General features: G+C 71.9%; 15 protein-coding genes. 9 read left to right on the forward strand and 6 right to left on the reverse strand.

What is annotated here, in order from left to right; all coding sequences use genetic code 11:
• Positions 1-6 precede the first annotated feature (6 nt).
• Both OG329_RS37845 and OG329_RS37850 read right to left on the reverse strand, forming a co-directional pair.
• Positions 7-804 (reverse strand): SAM-dependent methyltransferase, encoded by a 798-nt coding sequence (locus OG329_RS37845; protein ID WP_405801303.1) that lies wholly within the window; start codon positions 802-804, stop codon positions 7-9.
• Positions 801-1,646 carry a helix-turn-helix domain-containing protein gene (locus OG329_RS37850; RefSeq protein ID WP_405801305.1) on the reverse strand — a complete coding sequence of 282 codons (846 nt, stop codon included), beginning with the start codon at positions 1,644-1,646 and terminating at the stop codon, positions 801-803. Before OG329_RS37850 ends, OG329_RS37845 begins: the two co-directional genes overlap by 4 nt.
• Before the next feature lie 663 nt (positions 1,647-2,309).
• Between OG329_RS37850 and OG329_RS37855 the strand changes: the two genes are divergently transcribed.
• Positions 2,310-3,083, forward strand: coding sequence for an SAM-dependent methyltransferase (locus tag OG329_RS37855; protein ID WP_405801306.1), 774 nt, complete (start codon positions 2,310-2,312; stop codon positions 3,081-3,083).
• A gap of 42 nt (positions 3,084-3,125) precedes the next feature.
• Entirely contained in the window at positions 3,126-3,500 is a 375-nt protein-coding gene (locus tag OG329_RS37860) for a hypothetical protein (RefSeq protein WP_405801307.1), read from the forward strand.
• On the opposite strand, the gene OG329_RS37865 is transcribed toward OG329_RS37860, so the two are convergent.
• Together OG329_RS37865 and OG329_RS37870 are read right to left on the reverse strand one after the other, a co-directional pair.
• On the reverse strand, positions 3,481-6,825 hold the full coding sequence (locus OG329_RS37865; protein WP_405801308.1) for a tetratricopeptide repeat protein: 3,345 nt from the start codon (positions 6,823-6,825) through the stop codon (positions 3,481-3,483). The two genes, OG329_RS37860 and OG329_RS37865, sit on opposite strands and share 20 nt — an antisense overlap.
• A gap of 435 nt (positions 6,826-7,260) precedes the next feature.
• Complete coding sequence (locus tag OG329_RS37870; protein ID WP_405801309.1) at positions 7,261-8,136, reverse strand: helix-turn-helix transcriptional regulator; 876 nt, start codon at positions 8,134-8,136, stop codon at positions 7,261-7,263.
• A gap of 126 nt (positions 8,137-8,262) precedes the next feature.
• Here OG329_RS37870 and OG329_RS37875 point away from each other — a divergent pair, with 126 nt between their 5' ends.
• The 6 genes from OG329_RS37875 (at position 8,263) to OG329_RS37900 (ending at position 11,852) form a co-directional block, all read left to right on the forward strand.
• Entirely contained in the window at positions 8,263-9,258 is a 996-nt protein-coding gene (locus OG329_RS37875; protein WP_405801310.1) for an aldo/keto reductase, read from the forward strand.
• A 181-nt stretch (positions 9,259-9,439) separates the two neighbouring features.
• On the forward strand, positions 9,440-9,823 hold the full coding sequence (locus tag OG329_RS37880) for a sortase-dependent protein (protein ID WP_405801311.1): 384 nt from the start codon (positions 9,440-9,442) through the stop codon (positions 9,821-9,823).
• Positions 9,820-10,449, forward strand: coding sequence for a class F sortase (locus OG329_RS37885; RefSeq protein ID WP_405801312.1), 630 nt, complete (start codon positions 9,820-9,822; stop codon positions 10,447-10,449). The genes OG329_RS37880 and OG329_RS37885 overlap by 4 nt, the downstream gene beginning before the upstream one ends.
• A 149-nt stretch (positions 10,450-10,598) precedes the next feature.
• The gene (locus tag OG329_RS37890; protein ID WP_405801313.1) at positions 10,599-11,090 is read left to right on the forward strand and encodes an RNA polymerase sigma factor; all 492 of its coding nucleotides are present in this window, start codon (positions 10,599-10,601) and stop codon (positions 11,088-11,090) included.
• On the forward strand, positions 11,074-11,529 hold the full coding sequence (locus OG329_RS37895; RefSeq protein ID WP_405801314.1) for a hypothetical protein: 456 nt from the start codon (positions 11,074-11,076) through the stop codon (positions 11,527-11,529). Before OG329_RS37890 ends, OG329_RS37895 begins: the two co-directional genes overlap by 17 nt.
• A 20-nt stretch (positions 11,530-11,549) precedes the next feature.
• Positions 11,550-11,852 carry a hypothetical protein gene (locus OG329_RS37900; protein WP_405801315.1) on the forward strand — a complete coding sequence of 101 codons (303 nt, stop codon included), beginning with the start codon at positions 11,550-11,552 and terminating at the stop codon, positions 11,850-11,852.
• 58 nt (positions 11,853-11,910) lie between these two features.
• On the opposite strand, the gene OG329_RS37905 is transcribed toward OG329_RS37900, so the two are convergent.
• Together OG329_RS37905 and OG329_RS37910 are read right to left on the reverse strand one after the other, a co-directional pair.
• Positions 11,911-13,035 (reverse strand): acetate/propionate family kinase, encoded by a 1,125-nt coding sequence (locus OG329_RS37905; protein WP_405801316.1) that lies wholly within the window; start codon positions 13,033-13,035, stop codon positions 11,911-11,913.
• Positions 13,036-13,078: 43 nt separating this feature from the next.
• Positions 13,079-13,507 carry a DUF2267 domain-containing protein gene (locus tag OG329_RS37910; RefSeq protein ID WP_405801317.1) on the reverse strand — a complete coding sequence of 143 codons (429 nt, stop codon included), beginning with the start codon at positions 13,505-13,507 and terminating at the stop codon, positions 13,079-13,081.
• A gap of 155 nt (positions 13,508-13,662) precedes the next feature.
• On the opposite strand from OG329_RS37910, the gene OG329_RS37915 reads away from it, so the two are divergent.
• Positions 13,663-14,376: an NADPH-dependent F420 reductase gene (locus OG329_RS37915; protein WP_405801318.1), complete on the forward strand. Its 714-nt coding sequence runs from the start codon at positions 13,663-13,665 to the stop codon at positions 14,374-14,376.
• Positions 14,377-14,410 lie beyond the last annotated feature (34 nt).

A 14,410-nucleotide genomic window follows, 5' to 3' on the forward strand; every position in this document is an offset into this window, starting at 1 on the left:
CCGACATCATGAGATCCGAGCCACCCCGCCCCAGCCCGCACGGTCGGTGAGACGGCCGGTGTTCGCGTCCGGGCGCCAGCGCGGCCAGCTCGTGAACCCGGGTTCGATCAGCTCGGTGCCCTCGAAAAGCTCGATGGCCACCGACGGCTCCCGCAAGATGTAGGGAATCGCCCCGGAGCTGTTGTATTCGTCCTGCACCACCTGGTGCTCCTCGTCCGCGGCGGTGGAGTGGCTCAGTGACAGATAGCTGCCCGGCGGCAACTGGTCGATCAGCCGACGCACCAGACCCCGGGCTTCTTCCCATTCGACGATATGGCCCAGCACGTCGCTGATGACCAGAGCGATCGGCTTGGTCATGTCCAGCGTCTTGGCCGCACCCGTTAAGACGGTGTCCGTGTCACGCATGTCCGCCTGCACATAGGCCGTAGCGCCTTCGGGGGTGCTGGTGAGCAGCGCGTGGACGTGCAGCAGCACGATCGGGTCGTGATCGATGTAGACCACCCGGGAGTCGGGCGAGATCCGCTGTGCGACTTCGTGGGTGTTGTTGCTCGTCGGCAGCCCGGCACCCAGATCGATGAACTGCCGAATCCCGGCTTCCCTGGCCAGGAACGTGGTGGTACGCCGCAGGAAGTCCCGGGACTCCCCGGCGAACGGGACGATATGGGGGTACTTGCTGCTGTAGGCGTCACCGGCGGCCTGGTCGGCGGGGTAGTGGTCCTTCCCACCCAGCCAGTAGTTCCAGACGCGCGCACTATGAGCGACGGACGTATCGATCTGTGGGGACGGACGGGTCGGTTCGGTCATTCCAACGCCTCTTTCGATTTGTCAGGGTGAGATGCGATAACACAGGCGTGGTCCAGCAACACGTGATACGCCGTCACCACGTGCCGCGTGTCCGAGACTTCGGCGGTTCCGGGCAGACCTCCTTCACGGACCACGTGATCAGGGATCTCCGGCACGTCGACCCGGTACAGGGTCACGGTCGGCATGCCGGTCATGACGTGGAAAGGCCCCTCCAGAGGGTGAATCTGCAAGGTCACATCGGGGCGCTCGACGGCTGCCCGCAGCGCCTGCCGCTGCTCGGCCATCACCCCGTCGCCGCCCACCCACGTCCGCAGCGCCGCGGCTGACATGACTGCCCAGATGCGCGTGTTCTGCTCACGCAACCGCTTCTGGCGCTCCATCAGCAGCTCCGTCCGCCGGTCCTTGTCCGCAGGGGACAGCTCAGGTCTGCGGACGTCATCGACGGCGCGAGCGTAGGACGGTGTACGCAGCAGGGCGGGAACGAGTGCCGGCTCCCACACGCGGATGATCCGCGTCGCGGACTCCACACTCATCAGGTCGAGCTGCCATGCCTCCAGGACAGACCGCCACGGATGCCACCACCCCGGGAGATTGGCCGTCGCGAGCTGCCCGAGGAACCCCTCGATTTCGGCAACTCCCGCGCCGTACGCCGTCAGCAGGGCGTGGACCTGGCCTTCATCCAGGGATGTCTCGGCCAGTTCGATGCGGCGGACGGTTGCCGCGTGGGCTCCGAGCGCGTCGGCAGCGTCTTCCCGGGATATCCCCGCGGCTTCGCGCAGGGTCTGGAGCCGGGTGGCGAGCACGCGGTGCGCGACGGTCCTGCCAGACCTTTCACGAGCCACGGACTCCCCTTCCGGCACTTTCCTCAACCTGCGGGCAGTGCAAACTTTGTACCTTGCAATCTCTGTGCGCAACCCCTTGAGTATGTCTAACCCGCCGCAGTGGCAGTGCAGTTGGGGGTGGTGAGACGCCGCGAGCCGGTACGAGCCGGTGCTCCGTTCGCGTACGCGTCATGGAACAGACGGGGAGGACGAATGAACAGGCGTGATCCGCGACAGCCGTCCCGGGGAAGGCGCGCTGTCAGCGGGGAGGCTGATGGAACCGTGGCGGGCGACCACTGACCTCAGCCCGCACGGAGCGCGATGGCCGCCCCTTTTGGCGAAGGAACGGCCACCACTGAACCAACTCACGGCACCACCAGAACACGAATTCGACCTCAGCCCTGGTGGAGCTCCGGCAGCGTGTACCAGCACGCGCCGTGCTCAGGATAGACGTGCCCGAGCCAGGGGAGGGAACACCCCTCCTTGGCCGCCGGCCCCTGACACAGGAGCTCCCCCCACACCACAAGGGGATGCCCGCGTGCCCACAGCTCTTTCGCTCCGAAGGCTCAAGCCGACGGCCACAGCCGCCGACGATTCCCACCCGGCGTCCGAAGAAGGCCGTCAATGTTCGCCCGCTCTGTCTTCTGGGCCGGTACTGACTTGACCCCCTCCGGAGACAACACCGTGCCCGACATCGACCCTTCCGTCCCGCACTCCGCACGCATCTGGAACTACTGGCTGGGCGGCAAGGACAACTACGAGGTCGACCAGGAGGCCGGCGAGACCTACCGCGAGATCGCCCCTCAAGTCGTGGCGATGGCCCAGGAGTCCCGCGAGTACCTGATCCGCGCGGTGACGGCTCTCGCCGGTGAGCTGGGCGTCCGCCAGTTCCTCGACATCGGCGTCGGTCTGCCGGCCAACGACAACACGCACGAGGTCGCCCAGAGAATCGCTCCCCGGGCCAAGGTCGTCTACGTCGACAACGACCCGGTCGTCCTGGCACACGCGCAGGCACTGTTCTACGCGACGCCCGAGGGCATCACGGACTCCATCGACGGCGACCTGCACGACCCGGAGAAGATCCTCGACGAGGCCCGCAGGATCCTCGATTTCAACCAGCCCGTCGCCCTGATGCTCATGGGCATCCTCGGCCACATACCGGACGACCAAGAGGCGCGGGCGATCGTCCGCCATCTCCATGCCGCACTGCCCTCCGGCAGCTACTTCGTGCACTACGACGGCATCGACACCGACCCGGAACTCGCCAAGGCCCAGCAGGGCTACAACGACACCGGCGCCGTCCCCTACGTCCTGCGCAGCCCCGAACAGATCGCCGCTTTCTACGACGGCCTCGACGTTCTGGACCCCGGCATCGTCTCCTGCCCTTTGTGGCGTCCGGCCCCCGGAACGGCCCCGGAACGAACCGACATCTACGGGGGCGTCGCCCGGATGCCCTGACAGGCGCGCGCCGCTCCCGGTCCAGCCGTGCCCGCTTTCGCCGTGACCGGGGATGAGCCGTTCGGTGACGGCCCGCCGCTGGCGGTGCTTTACCGCGTGGTCACCGGCGAGCCACAACTGGGCGCCCTGCACGGCCCGTTACGCACGCTGATCACCGACTGCCTGGCCAAGGATCCCGCCGACCGGCCCACGACCGGGCAACTCCTCGACCGGATCGCCACCCACTGGAACCCGCCCGCCGACTTCCCCAGCACCTCGCCGTGGCCGCACGCCGTGACCACCCTCATCGACGCGTACGCCACCCGCGCCACCCGGTCGTACACCCGTCAACCCGGCCCGGCTGCTCGCCGATGTCGGAGCCGACCGGGATCGTGTCCAAGAGCCGAGTTGACACAGGTCAGAACGGCCCGTGGCTGAGCGACGCCGCCTCCTGGGACGCCCGACTCGCTTCGGCCCGGCGCCCGAGCCGCCCGAGCGCGTGGCTCAGGATGGTCAGCGCGGCGGCGAGGGTGGGCTCGTGAACGCCGGGGTGCGGCGCGGTGAGCGGGCGCAGGAGTTGTGCCGATTCCTCGGCGGCGGCCACCGCCTCGCCCCACCGTTCCCCGATCGCCAGATGGCCGCCGAGGTTCCGCAGACAGCCGGCGAGATCGGGGCGGGTGGCGGGGTGGCTCTCGGTCACCCGGCGCTGTACGGACACGGCCTGGGTGAACGCCTCCAGCGCCTGCGCCCACCGCCCCGTCCCGGCCAGATGGATGCCGAGGCCGGTCAACAGGTTGGCGAGCAGTCCTTCATGACCGGCGAGAGGGGCGTCGGGCTGTCGGCGATGGAGCGCCGTCGGTTGTTCGGCCGCCCGCAGGGCATGGGCCCACCGGCCCTGTCGGGCCAGCGCGGCGGCGAGGGTCGTCAGCGCCTTCGCCAGCTCCAGCTCGTGCGCGGGAGCGTTCGCCTCGCTCAGCGGACGGAGAATGGCCACGGCCTCCTCGGCGGCACGCTCCGCGTCCGCCCACCGCTCCAGCATGACGAGGAGAAGGCCGAGGTCGTGCAGCGAGCGGCCGAGCCTCAACTCGTAGGCGCCGGTGTCGTGCTGGGCCAGTCGGCGCAGCAGGGCCACCGACCGGCCCATGGCCGTCGCCGCCTCGGTCCCCCGCCCCAGCGTCAGCAGGCTCTGGCCGAGGTGGTTGAGCGAGTCCGCCAGCCTGGTCTCGTACGCCGCCGGATTCGTCTCGCTCAGTCGGTGATGGATGGCCACCGCCTCCTCCGCGACCTCCAGCGCGGCCGGTGCGCGTCCCACCCGTAACCGGAACAGGGCGAGGTTGGACAGCGAGACGGCGAGATCGGGCTCATGGGCGGCGGGGTTCGCCCGTGCCAGCCGTCGCCGGATGGCGACAGCCTCCTCTCCCGCCGCTGTCGCCTCCGCGAGCCGCCCTGTCCCGGACAGGTCGGCACCGGCGCTGCTCAGCGCGTTGGCCAGGCCCGCTTCGTAGGCCGCGGGATTGACTTCGGCCAGTCGGCGGTACAGGGCGACCGCCCGCTCGGTCGCTGCCAGCGCCTCCTCCTGACGGCCCGTCGAGGCGAGGCTGTTGCCGAGATTCGTCAGCGAGTCCGCCAGATCATGGGTGTGGGCGGCGGGGTCGGCCTCGGCGAGCCGCTGCCGGGCGGCCACCGCGCGCTCGGTGGCCGCCAGAGCCTCGGCCGAACGCCCGGCGTCCAGCAGGTGGTTGGCGTGGTTGTGCAGGAACTGCGCGTGCGAGGCCGCTCGGGCGGTGTCGGTCTCGTCGGGCGGCTCCAGGATCGCGGCCTGCCGGGACGCCGCCAGGGCCTCGGCCCTGCGTCCCACCGCCGCCAGCCAGAGGCCCAGATTGGTCAGGGCGGCGGCGAGGAGTTGACGAGCGGTGGGGGCGGCGCCGTCGTGGGGTTGCGTCTCGGCCAGTCGGCGGAAGACGGCCACCGCCTGCTCCGTCACCGCCAGTGCCTCGTCCGCTCTGCCCGACACGCCGAGCGAAGCGCCGAGGAGGTACAGCGACACCCCGAGGTCACGCGCGTGGGCCCCGCCGTTCCCGGCGCCCAGTCGGCGGTAGATCGCCACCGCGTACTGCTGCTCGTCCACGGCTCGCTCATGGAGCCCGGCGTTGGCGAAGCGCAGACCGAGATGCGCGGAAACGCTCGCGTGCACCGCCGGGTCGTCGCTGAGGGAGAACCAGTGCTCGGCCAGACGGACCGTGAAAGCGGCGATGCCGGGGTCCAGGTCCGGGTGGCGTTCGGGATGGGGAAAGAGCGCCCCGACGGCCTCGAGAAGCGCGGGATCGATGTCGTCCAGGGCGGCGAGCGCGGTCAGGGCGGCGCTGCCCGCCTCGATCGCGAGCCGGGGGTCGGCACGCAGGAGGGGATAGAGATGACGCGGGCCGAGATGGGGCCAGCGCTGGGCGGCGGTCGCCAGGAACGTGATCGCCCGTGGCGTCCAGTCGGGTGCGGACCGGTCGGCGCCCCGCCGGCTCAGCAGCGAGGTGGTGGTGGGGGGCGCCCAGGGCTGGGCGGGGTAGTCGGCCTGATGGCCGGGGAGGGTGAGGGCGAGGAAGTCCTCGGCGAGCCGGTCGGGGTACAGCGGTTCCAGGACGGTGTCCCGGTGGGGGTCCGCCGGCGGATAGCAGACGGCATGGTCGGCGAGCACCCTGTCCGGAGCGGGCCGGGAGTGCGGGGCGGCGAGGGTGGCGAGGACGGCGACGCCCACGGAAGGTTCCAGGCTGCCGGTGAGGGCGGCGGTGAACACGGTCCGGTTCATCACCTGCGGGGCGGTGACGTAGGTGCGCTCGGCGGGGTCGAGTTCGTGGCGGGCGTCGCCGAACAGGCGGGCCCAGTGCAGATGTTCGCGGTCCAGGAGATAGACGGTCAGGCCCGCCATGTCGGACGGGGGCCGCCGACCGGTGGCGTGGGCGTCGACGGCGACCAGGGCCGCGAGGTGTACGGCGAGGGTGAGCCCGAAGTCCGGGTGCTCCAGCGGGCCGGGCGCCGCCACACCGGCCGGGGCGGTCAGCCCGTAGCGGGCGGCGAAGCTGTCGCGGGCGGCGTGGAACATCCGGGTACGCGGCCCGGCCTCCCGGGCGGACAGCGGCTCCAGGAAGTGGGCGGAGGCCCCCGCCCGATGGTCGGCCAGATCGGCGCGGATCGCGGGCCAGGTGTCGGCGGTACGTGCCAGCAGCAGGACCCGGGTCGGCACGGCGTCCCGGTGGAGCAGGGCGTTGCCGAGCAGCCAGGTCAGGTGGGTCAGGGGCCAGCGGTCGGCGTAGTCGACCACCAGCAGCAGACCCCGGGCACCGCTCTCCACGCGCAGGTCCTGGCTGCCGGGCGGAGGAAGGACGGTGCCGGGGCCATGCGCGGCGGTGACGGTCTTCCAGCCGATGGCGCCGCACCGGTCGGCGAAGTGGTCCGCCAGCCGCGTCTTGCCCTGCCCGCCCGGACCGTGCAGCCAACGCACGCTCAGCCGCGGCCCGTTGTCGCGCCAGTGACGCAGATCGGCGAGTTCGCTCTCGCGGCCGGTGAAGTCGACGACCGCGTGGCGGGCGTTGAGCATGCGGCTGGGCAACTCCCGTAACCACTGCGCGTCGCTGCGCGGCGGGGGCCGCCGGTTCTGAAGTACGTACAGGGGCACGCCGTCGCCGAAGACATGGATGTCCGCGCCCCTCACGCCGTAGGCGAAGCCGCTCTGGGCCCGAACCGTCCGGCGGGAGCCGTTCGGATCTCTCAACGCCGGGTCTCCTCACGGTGCGGCGGCCAGGAACGCGGAGGGTTCCGCCCGATGATCCCCCGCGAGAGCGCGGGGACGCCATGCTTCCGGCACACCTGGGCCCTGTCCGGCCGATCTTCGGGCGTCCGGGACGCTTGGTGCGGCACCTCGCTGCGTCCTGGGCCGCCTTTGAGAAGTAGCGCCGTCCGCCCGCAGGGTGGGGCGCGCGTGCCCGCCGCGGAGCGGCTGATGACTGCGTCGGTGCGTGCGATCGCAAGGCGGAGGATCGCTCTCGTACGGGACGTACTTGGGCGACCGGCGACAACGCGCCGGGGGTACCTCCCGTGCCCCCCTCGGGGGCTACGGGGGAGAGTGGGCGTCCGGACGTCGCGGGGCAGGCGGGACTTCTCAAACACGGCCTAGCCGTCAAGTCGCCGCGGATCCGGCCCTGTTGGATCAGCCGGCCGTATCCGTCGCTCCCGTCGCCCCCGTCGCCGCGGTGGGAAATTCCTGGACGCCGAGGACGCGCAGCAGCTCCAGCCGCTCACGGGTCTCGGTGTCGGACGGGGTGAGCACCAGCAGCCGCTGGCCCTGGTCGGGAGTGACCAGGGTCTCGCAGTCCATCACCAGCCGGCCCACCCGAGGGTGCAGCAGGGTCTTGCGGTCGGCGCGCCGGACCGCCACCTCGTGGTCGGCCCAGAGCCCGCGGAACTCGTCGCTCGCCGCCCGGAGCCGGTCGACCAGTCCGGTGACCGTGGGATCGCCGGAGCGTCGGCCCACGGTCGCGCGCAGGTCCGCCACGAGCCGGCGGGTCTGCTCCTGCCGGTCCTCGGGCGGGGCGACGGCACGGGCCGAGGGTTCGGTGAACCACCGGTACGCGACATAGCGCCGGTCACCCGAGAAGGCGGTGTGGTCTCCGTACAGCAGGACAGCCGCCCGGTTCTGGGCCAGGACCTCGCCCAGGTCGGACAGCACCATGGCCGGTGTGTCGCCGAGCAGGTCGAGCATGCGCACCAGACCGGCGCGGGCCAGCCGGGCCACCCCGTCCGAGGGCGGCGGCCGGTGGCCGGCCAGATGGAACAGATGCGCGCGCTCGTCCTCGGACAGGCGCAGCGCCCGCGCCAGCGCGCCGAGCAACTGGGTGGACGGCTGACTGCTGCGGCCCTGCTCAAGGCGTACGACATAGTCCACCGACATCCCGGCCAGCATCGCCACCTCCTCCCGCCGCAGGCCGGCGGTACGGCGACGGCGGCCGTGGGGGAGGCCGACATAGGCCGGGCTGATCGCCTCGCGCCGGGAGCGCAGGAAGTCGGCGAGCTGATCACGTTCCATGGCCTCCATGGTCCCGCGCGGCGGACGGCGCAGCCAGGGAGCGGCGCTCCCATGATGAACGCTCCGCTGCCGCACCCGGCGAACAAGGCGCAAGGTGGAAGTGGATCGACGACGAAGGAGTACGTGATGCAGAAGCGAACCCTGGGCAGCACCGGCCCTTCCGTTTCCGCGCTGGGCCTGGGCGCCATGGGCATGTCCGGCGCCTACGGCGAGGCCGACCGCGCGGAGAGCATCGCCACCGTGCACGCCGCGCTGGAGAGCGGCGTCACGCTGCTCGACACAGGCGATTTCTACGCGATGGGCCACAACGAGCTGCTGCTCGCGGAGGCGCTGCGCGGCCGGGACCGCGACAGCTACCAGCTCAGTGTCAAATTCGGCATGCTGCGCGGCCCCGGCCCCGATTTCGGCGGCCATGACTGCCGTCCCGAGGCGGTGAAGAACTTCCTGGCCTACTCGCTGACCCGGCTGGGCACCGACCACATCGACATCTACCGTCCGGCCCGGCTGGATCCCGGCGTACCGATCGAGGAGACGGTGGGCGCGATCAAGGAGCTGATCGACGCCGGGTACGTACGGCACCTCGGTCTCTCGGAGGTCGACGCCGCGACGATCCGCCGCGCGCACGCCGTGCACCCGGTCGCCGACCTCCAGATCGAGTACTCACTGATCTCCCGCGCGGTCGAGGCGGAGGTCCTGCCCACGCTGCGGGAGCTGGGCATCGGGCTCACCGCGTACGGAGTCCTCAGCCGTGGTCTCATCTCCGGGCACTGGAGCGCCGGTCGCGCGGCCGGCCCCGGCGACTGGCGTGCCCACAGCCCCCGATTCGCCGCCGGGAACGTGGAACACAACCTCACCGTGGTGGAAGCCCTGCGCCGGATCGCCGAGGCGAAGGGATGCACCGTCGCCCAACTGGCCATCGCCTGGGTGGCCGCGCGGGGCGACGACATCGTGCCGCTGGTCGGCGCCCGCACGCGGGAGCGGCTGGCGGAGGCGCTGCCCGCGATGGAGGTGGCCCTGACCGCGGACGACCTCGCCGCGATCGAGAAGGCGGTGCCGCCGGGCGCGGCGCGCGGCGACCGGTACCCGACCGCGTTCATGTCCGGCCTCGGTGTGGGCAACTGAGCCCACTCGCAGCCAGCCTGGGCAGGGGGTCTGCTCCCCGCCGGGCCCGCCCCGACAGAGCCCCCTCCCGTGGCTTTGCCATCTCTTTACAACCCGTTCCGTCGCCGCCTCGTCTCTTGTGCCGATCACTGGCCCCGCCCGCCGATCATCCGGGCGGGCGGACGACGAAAGAGAGCGACTCATGCGCCGAACTGTCCTCAGTGCCATGGCACTCGCGAGCACCGCCGTGCTGGCGGGCGCGGTGCCCGCGTTCGCCGACGGAGCGACCCCGGCCCCCACCAATACCCCTCCGACCGCCACGGCCTCTCCGTCCGACGCCCCGGCGCCGGGCACCGCCACTCCCACCGCCAAGCCCGCCGTCAAGGACGAGGGCACCGAGCCGTCCCGGGCGCCGGAGCCCGGACAGGTCTCCGTCGTACCGGAAGGAGCGCCCGACACCGGTGTGACCCCGGCCGCCAACCAGTCCGGCACCGACGGTGTGCTGATCGGCACCGGCGCCGCGGCCCTCGCCATCGGCGGTGCGGCGTTCATCGTCGTACGCCGTCGGCGGGCGACCGGGGCGTGACCTCGCCCTCCAGGCGCGCCTTCACCGCCGCCGCGCTGGCCACCCTGCTCGTGGGCTGCGGCGGCCCGGACACCGACCGGACCGCGACCGCGGACGACTCCGGCGGTACGCCGACGCCGATCCCGCCCCCGCCGCCCGCCACGAAGGCCGGCGAAGCGAAGGCCCTGGGGCGTTCGGCCCCGGTCAGCCTGTCGATCCCGGCCATCGGGGTCGACACCCCCGTCATGCGGCTGGGGCTGGCACCGGACGGCACCATGCAGGTGCCCCCGATCGCGGCGGACGACCGCGCGGGCTGGTACCAGCACTCGCCGACACCGGGTCAGACCGGCCCGTCGGTGATCGTCGGCCATGTCACGGTCGGCACTTACGGCGACGGGGTCTTCCGGCGCCTCGCGCGACTGCGCCGGGGCGACAGGATCACGGCGCGCCTGGAGAACGGCACGGCGGCGGTGTTCGCGGTCAGCGCCGTACGGAAGGTCGCCAAGGCGGACTTCCCGGCGGACGACGTGTACGGCGACGTGGACCGTCCGGAGCTGCGGCTCATCACCTGCGGCGGCGCCCAGACCAGCGACGGCTATCTCGACAACGTGATCGTCTTCGCCACGCTGACCGCCACGAGTCCCTGAGCCGACGTCCCCTGAGCGGACGTTCCCTGAACCGACGTCCGCTGCCCTGCGGTTACGGAGTCCGGGCCGACGGAACCTGAGCGTCCGGTCCGGACTCCTTCCCTACGAGCCCCCACACACATGCTGTTCCTCCCCGACCATGGAGAGCGTTGAAACGGTCCCGCGACAAGGCAGCGTCCGACCTGTTCGCCGCCCTCTATCCGCGCCTCGCCGGCTGGTGCCGCCGGCTCGTGGACGACGACGAGACGGCCCACGAGATCGCCTCGGAGGCGTTCACCCGGCTCTGGGCCCGGTGGACATCCGTACAGGAGCCCCGCGGTTTCCTCTACGTCACCGCGGCCAATATCGTCCGGGACCACTGGCGCAAACTGGAGCGCGAACGCAAGGCCATGCGCCGTGTCACCGCCGAAGCCGCCGTCAGCCCGCACACCGAGCAGGCCGACCCCTCGGTACGGCTGCTCGTGCAGTCGCTGCCGGAACGACTGCGCGTCCCGATCCTGTTGCACTACTACGCCGACATGCCGATCCGAGAGGTGTCCGAACTGACGGGGCGGAAGGAAGGGACCGTCAAGGCCGACCTTCACGCGGCCCGCGAACTGCTCCGCGCCCACCTGAGGAGAAGCCTTGACCACACGCCCTGACGACGGGCCGCAGTCCGACCCCGACGACCCGCTCGCCGTCATCCTGCGGCCCACCTCCGACCTCCTCGGCCCACCCCCTCGCCGGTACGAGACGATCCGCCGCCGCGCCGCCCGCCGCCGGCTGCTCCGCGCCGCGGCCGGGGTCGGTCTGTCGTGCGCCGCCGCCGCGCTCGTCGCGCTGCCGCTGCGTCTGGCGACGACGTCCGACGCACCCGCGTCCCCCACGGTCCCGCTCGCCCCGCCGCCCGCGCCCAGCCCGTCGATCGCGTCCACCCCACCGCCGTCACCCGATTCCGTCAGCCCCCGTCCCTCCGACAAGGCGGTGCCCGAAAGCGCCCCCACTTTGGACGGCACCGCCACGTCCGTTCCCAGCCGCCCGCCGACCGGGACCCCCGGCCAGACCGTCGTACCGAGGGGGAACCCCGCACCGGCGGGGTGAGTTCACCTGGCATGGCGAGTGTGGCGAGCACGGTGTGGCCGGTCGGCGGTGTGGCCGTCGCGTTGGGCGCGGGCGCGTTCCTGGTGGACCGCGCCCTGTTGTGGATGGAGCGGCGCGGGTGGGTCTACTGGCGTAAACGCAAGGGCTTGTCGTCCATCGGGGCCGACTTCATGCAGGAGGCGTCTCCCGGGGCGCGGGCCGCCAAGCGCGCCATGGAGCAGGAACGCGTACGCAAGAACGTCAGGCCGGCTGAGGAACCTCCCGTTCATGTGGACCTGGACGCGGGCGTCGTACGCGTTCGCCGTACCGGGCAGGACAATTGACGGCAAACGCGCGCCCGGTGAGCCGTCGCGCCTGAGCCGTCGCGCCTGAGCCGTCCGTTCACTGCTCGCGCAGGAGCCCGCGGGTCTCTTCGTCGATCTGGCGTGCTTCCCCCGTGGGCACGACGACGACCGGGACCGCCGCATCCGGGGCGCTGACCGTACGGGCGGGCAGCTCGTCGTCCGCCGGTGGCACCAGCAGGCCGCCGCTGACGCCGAGGATGCCGAGCCCGGCGCAGACCTCCTCGCGCACCTCCGGCTGGTCCTCGCCGATCTCGCCGGTGAACACGAGCGCGTCGAGCCGGTCCAGGGACGCGGCCATCGCCGCGATGCCCCGGCGGCAGTGATGCGTGAACACATCCAGCGCCAGAGCCGCCCGCTCGTCGCCCGCCGCGCGCTCGCGGACCAGATCGCGGGTGTCGCCGGAGGACCCGGACAGGGCCAGCAGCCCCGAATGATGGTTGAGCGCGTCCTCGATGTCCCGCGCGGTCAGCCCGTGCCGGGTCTGGAGCCAGGTCAGGGCGCCCGGATCGACGGCACCGCTGCGACGGCTCATCACCAGACCGTCCAGCGGGGTGAAGCCCATGGTGGTGTCGACGCTCACGCCGTCACGCACGGCGCACGCCGAACTGCCCCCGCCGAGATGGGCGATGACGATCCGCAGACTCCCGGGCCGCCGCCGCAGCAGCTCGGCGGTGCGGCGCAGTGCCCACGTGTAGGACAGGCCGTGGAACCCGTAGCGCCGTACGCCGTACTCGCCGCGCCATGTCTCGGGCACCGCGAACTCCCGGGCCGCGGTGGGCAGTCCGGCGTGGAAGACGGTGTCGAAACAGGCGACGTGCGGCACGTTGGGCAGCAGTTCACGGGCCGCGTCGAGGACGAGGAGGGCCGGCGGGACATGGGAGGGGGCCAGATCGGCGGTGTGCTGGAGAGTGTCGCGGACCTGGTCGTCGACCAGGGTGTGCCGCCGTAGCTCCGGGCCGCCGTGCACGATCCGGTGGCCCACCGCCATGGGCGCCGGAGCGTATCTGAGTACGTCCCGGAGCTGTCCGGACATGTTGTCGCCGGGCGCGGAGGCGTCGTCGTACGAGGCGAGTACCGCGCCGTCGTCCGCGAAGACGGTCAGATGCAGACTCGAGGAGCCCGCGTCGGCCACCAGCACGGGGTCACGCTCATGAGCGACCACGACGGGCCCTTCCTCTCAGCTCTCGCTCGCGACGGAGCACGCGTCAGCCCAGGTCACCGGTGGTGCGGCCGACCGGCAGCAGGGCGCCGATGTCGACGGGCAGCGCGGCGGCGATCTTGTCCATCAGCTCGGGAGCGAGAGCGGCGTCCAGGACTTCCAGCACCGCCGCCGCCTCGCGGAGCGCCGCGTCCTCATCCGTCCCCGCCCGGTCCGCGATCCGGCCGGCGAAGGCGATCAGATCGAACCGTTCGCCCGAGCCCGTGTCCCGGCCCTCGGCGACGGCCGATTCCGCCGGGCGGCGCAGACAGGCGGCCAGCTCCGGCGGGAGCTGCGCGGCCACGTGGCCGGCGAGCCCGGCCGGCAGCCGTTCGCCCAGGGTCCGGAGCACCGCCTGGGTCGCCCGCTCGGTGGATCCGCGGTCCGGCAGTCGGGCGAGCGCCTGAATCTTGCCGATCATCTCGTCGTGGTGCATGAGTGATCCTCTCCGGGCCCGAACGGCCGTGTCGACGGGCCCCGCGCGGCGACCACGCACGGGTGCCTTCCATCGGCATCGGGCGTTGCCCGCAGCCTCAGGGTGAGTCCGGGCCCGCGTTCCGGCAAGTTTGGGGAGCCGCCATTCGGCTACCCATGGAGGCGACCCGTACGAGCGATGCGTACGTGCGACCCGTACGAGCGGGGCGACGGGTCCACCACCACGGAGGCAGGAGAGGCACCATGCGTATCGGCATCATCGGAGCCGGCCACATCGGCTCCACGCTCGCCCGGCACTTCGCCGGCATCGGCCACGACGTCGCCCTCGCGAACTCGCGCGGCCCCGAGACGCTGACGGAACTGGTCGCCGGGATCGACGGCCCCGTCCGGGCGGTCACCGCCGAGGAAGCCGCCCGGTTCGGCCAGGTGGTCATCGTCTCGGTCCCCTACGGGCACCTCGGTGACCTGCCGACGAGCGAATTGCGCGACAAGGTCGTGATCGACACCGGCAACTACTACCCCGAACGTGACGGCCACCAGCCCGACCTGGACGACGACTCCACCACCTCCAGCGAGAAGGTCCGCAACGCGACGGACTCGAACCTGGTCAAGGCGTTCAACGCCATGTACTGGCAGACCCTGCGCGACCGGGGCCGGCCCAAGGGCGACCCGGCGCGCCTGGCCATCCCGATCTCGGGCGACGACGAGGAGGCCGTGGCCGTCGTGGCCGGTCTGATCCGCGACATCGGCTTCGACCCGGTGAACGCCGGCCATCTCGGCGGGGGCGGGCGCAAGCACCAGCCCGGTAGCTCCGTCTACGGAGTGGAGCTGTCCGCCGGAGAGCTGGACGCGCGGATGCACAGCGCCTGAGCCGTCTTCCCCGAAGGGCGTCGGAACCGGAACC

This window comes from Streptomyces sp. NBC_01506, assembly GCF_045040295.1.
In the GTDB taxonomy this organism is placed as follows: Bacteria; Actinomycetota; Actinomycetes; order Streptomycetales; family Streptomycetaceae; genus Streptomyces.

Coding starts and splice junctions, on each gene's coding strand:
- OG329_RS37845 (WP_405801303.1), bottom strand. CDS start 804: ATGACCGAACCGACCCGTCCGTCCCCACAGATCGATACGTCCGTCGCT.
- OG329_RS37875 (WP_405801310.1), top strand. CDS start 8,263: ATGCAGAAGCGAACCCTGGGCAGCACCGGCCCTTCCGTTTCCGCGCTG.
- OG329_RS37880 (WP_405801311.1), top strand. CDS start 9,440: ATGCGCCGAACTGTCCTCAGTGCCATGGCACTCGCGAGCACCGCCGTG.
- OG329_RS37915 (WP_405801318.1), top strand. CDS start 13,663: ATGGAGGCGACCCGTACGAGCGATGCGTACGTGCGACCCGTACGAGCG.
- OG329_RS37870 (WP_405801309.1), bottom strand. CDS start 8,136: ATGGAACGTGATCAGCTCGCCGACTTCCTGCGCTCCCGGCGCGAGGCG.
- OG329_RS37910 (WP_405801317.1), bottom strand. CDS start 13,507: ATGCACCACGACGAGATGATCGGCAAGATTCAGGCGCTCGCCCGACTG.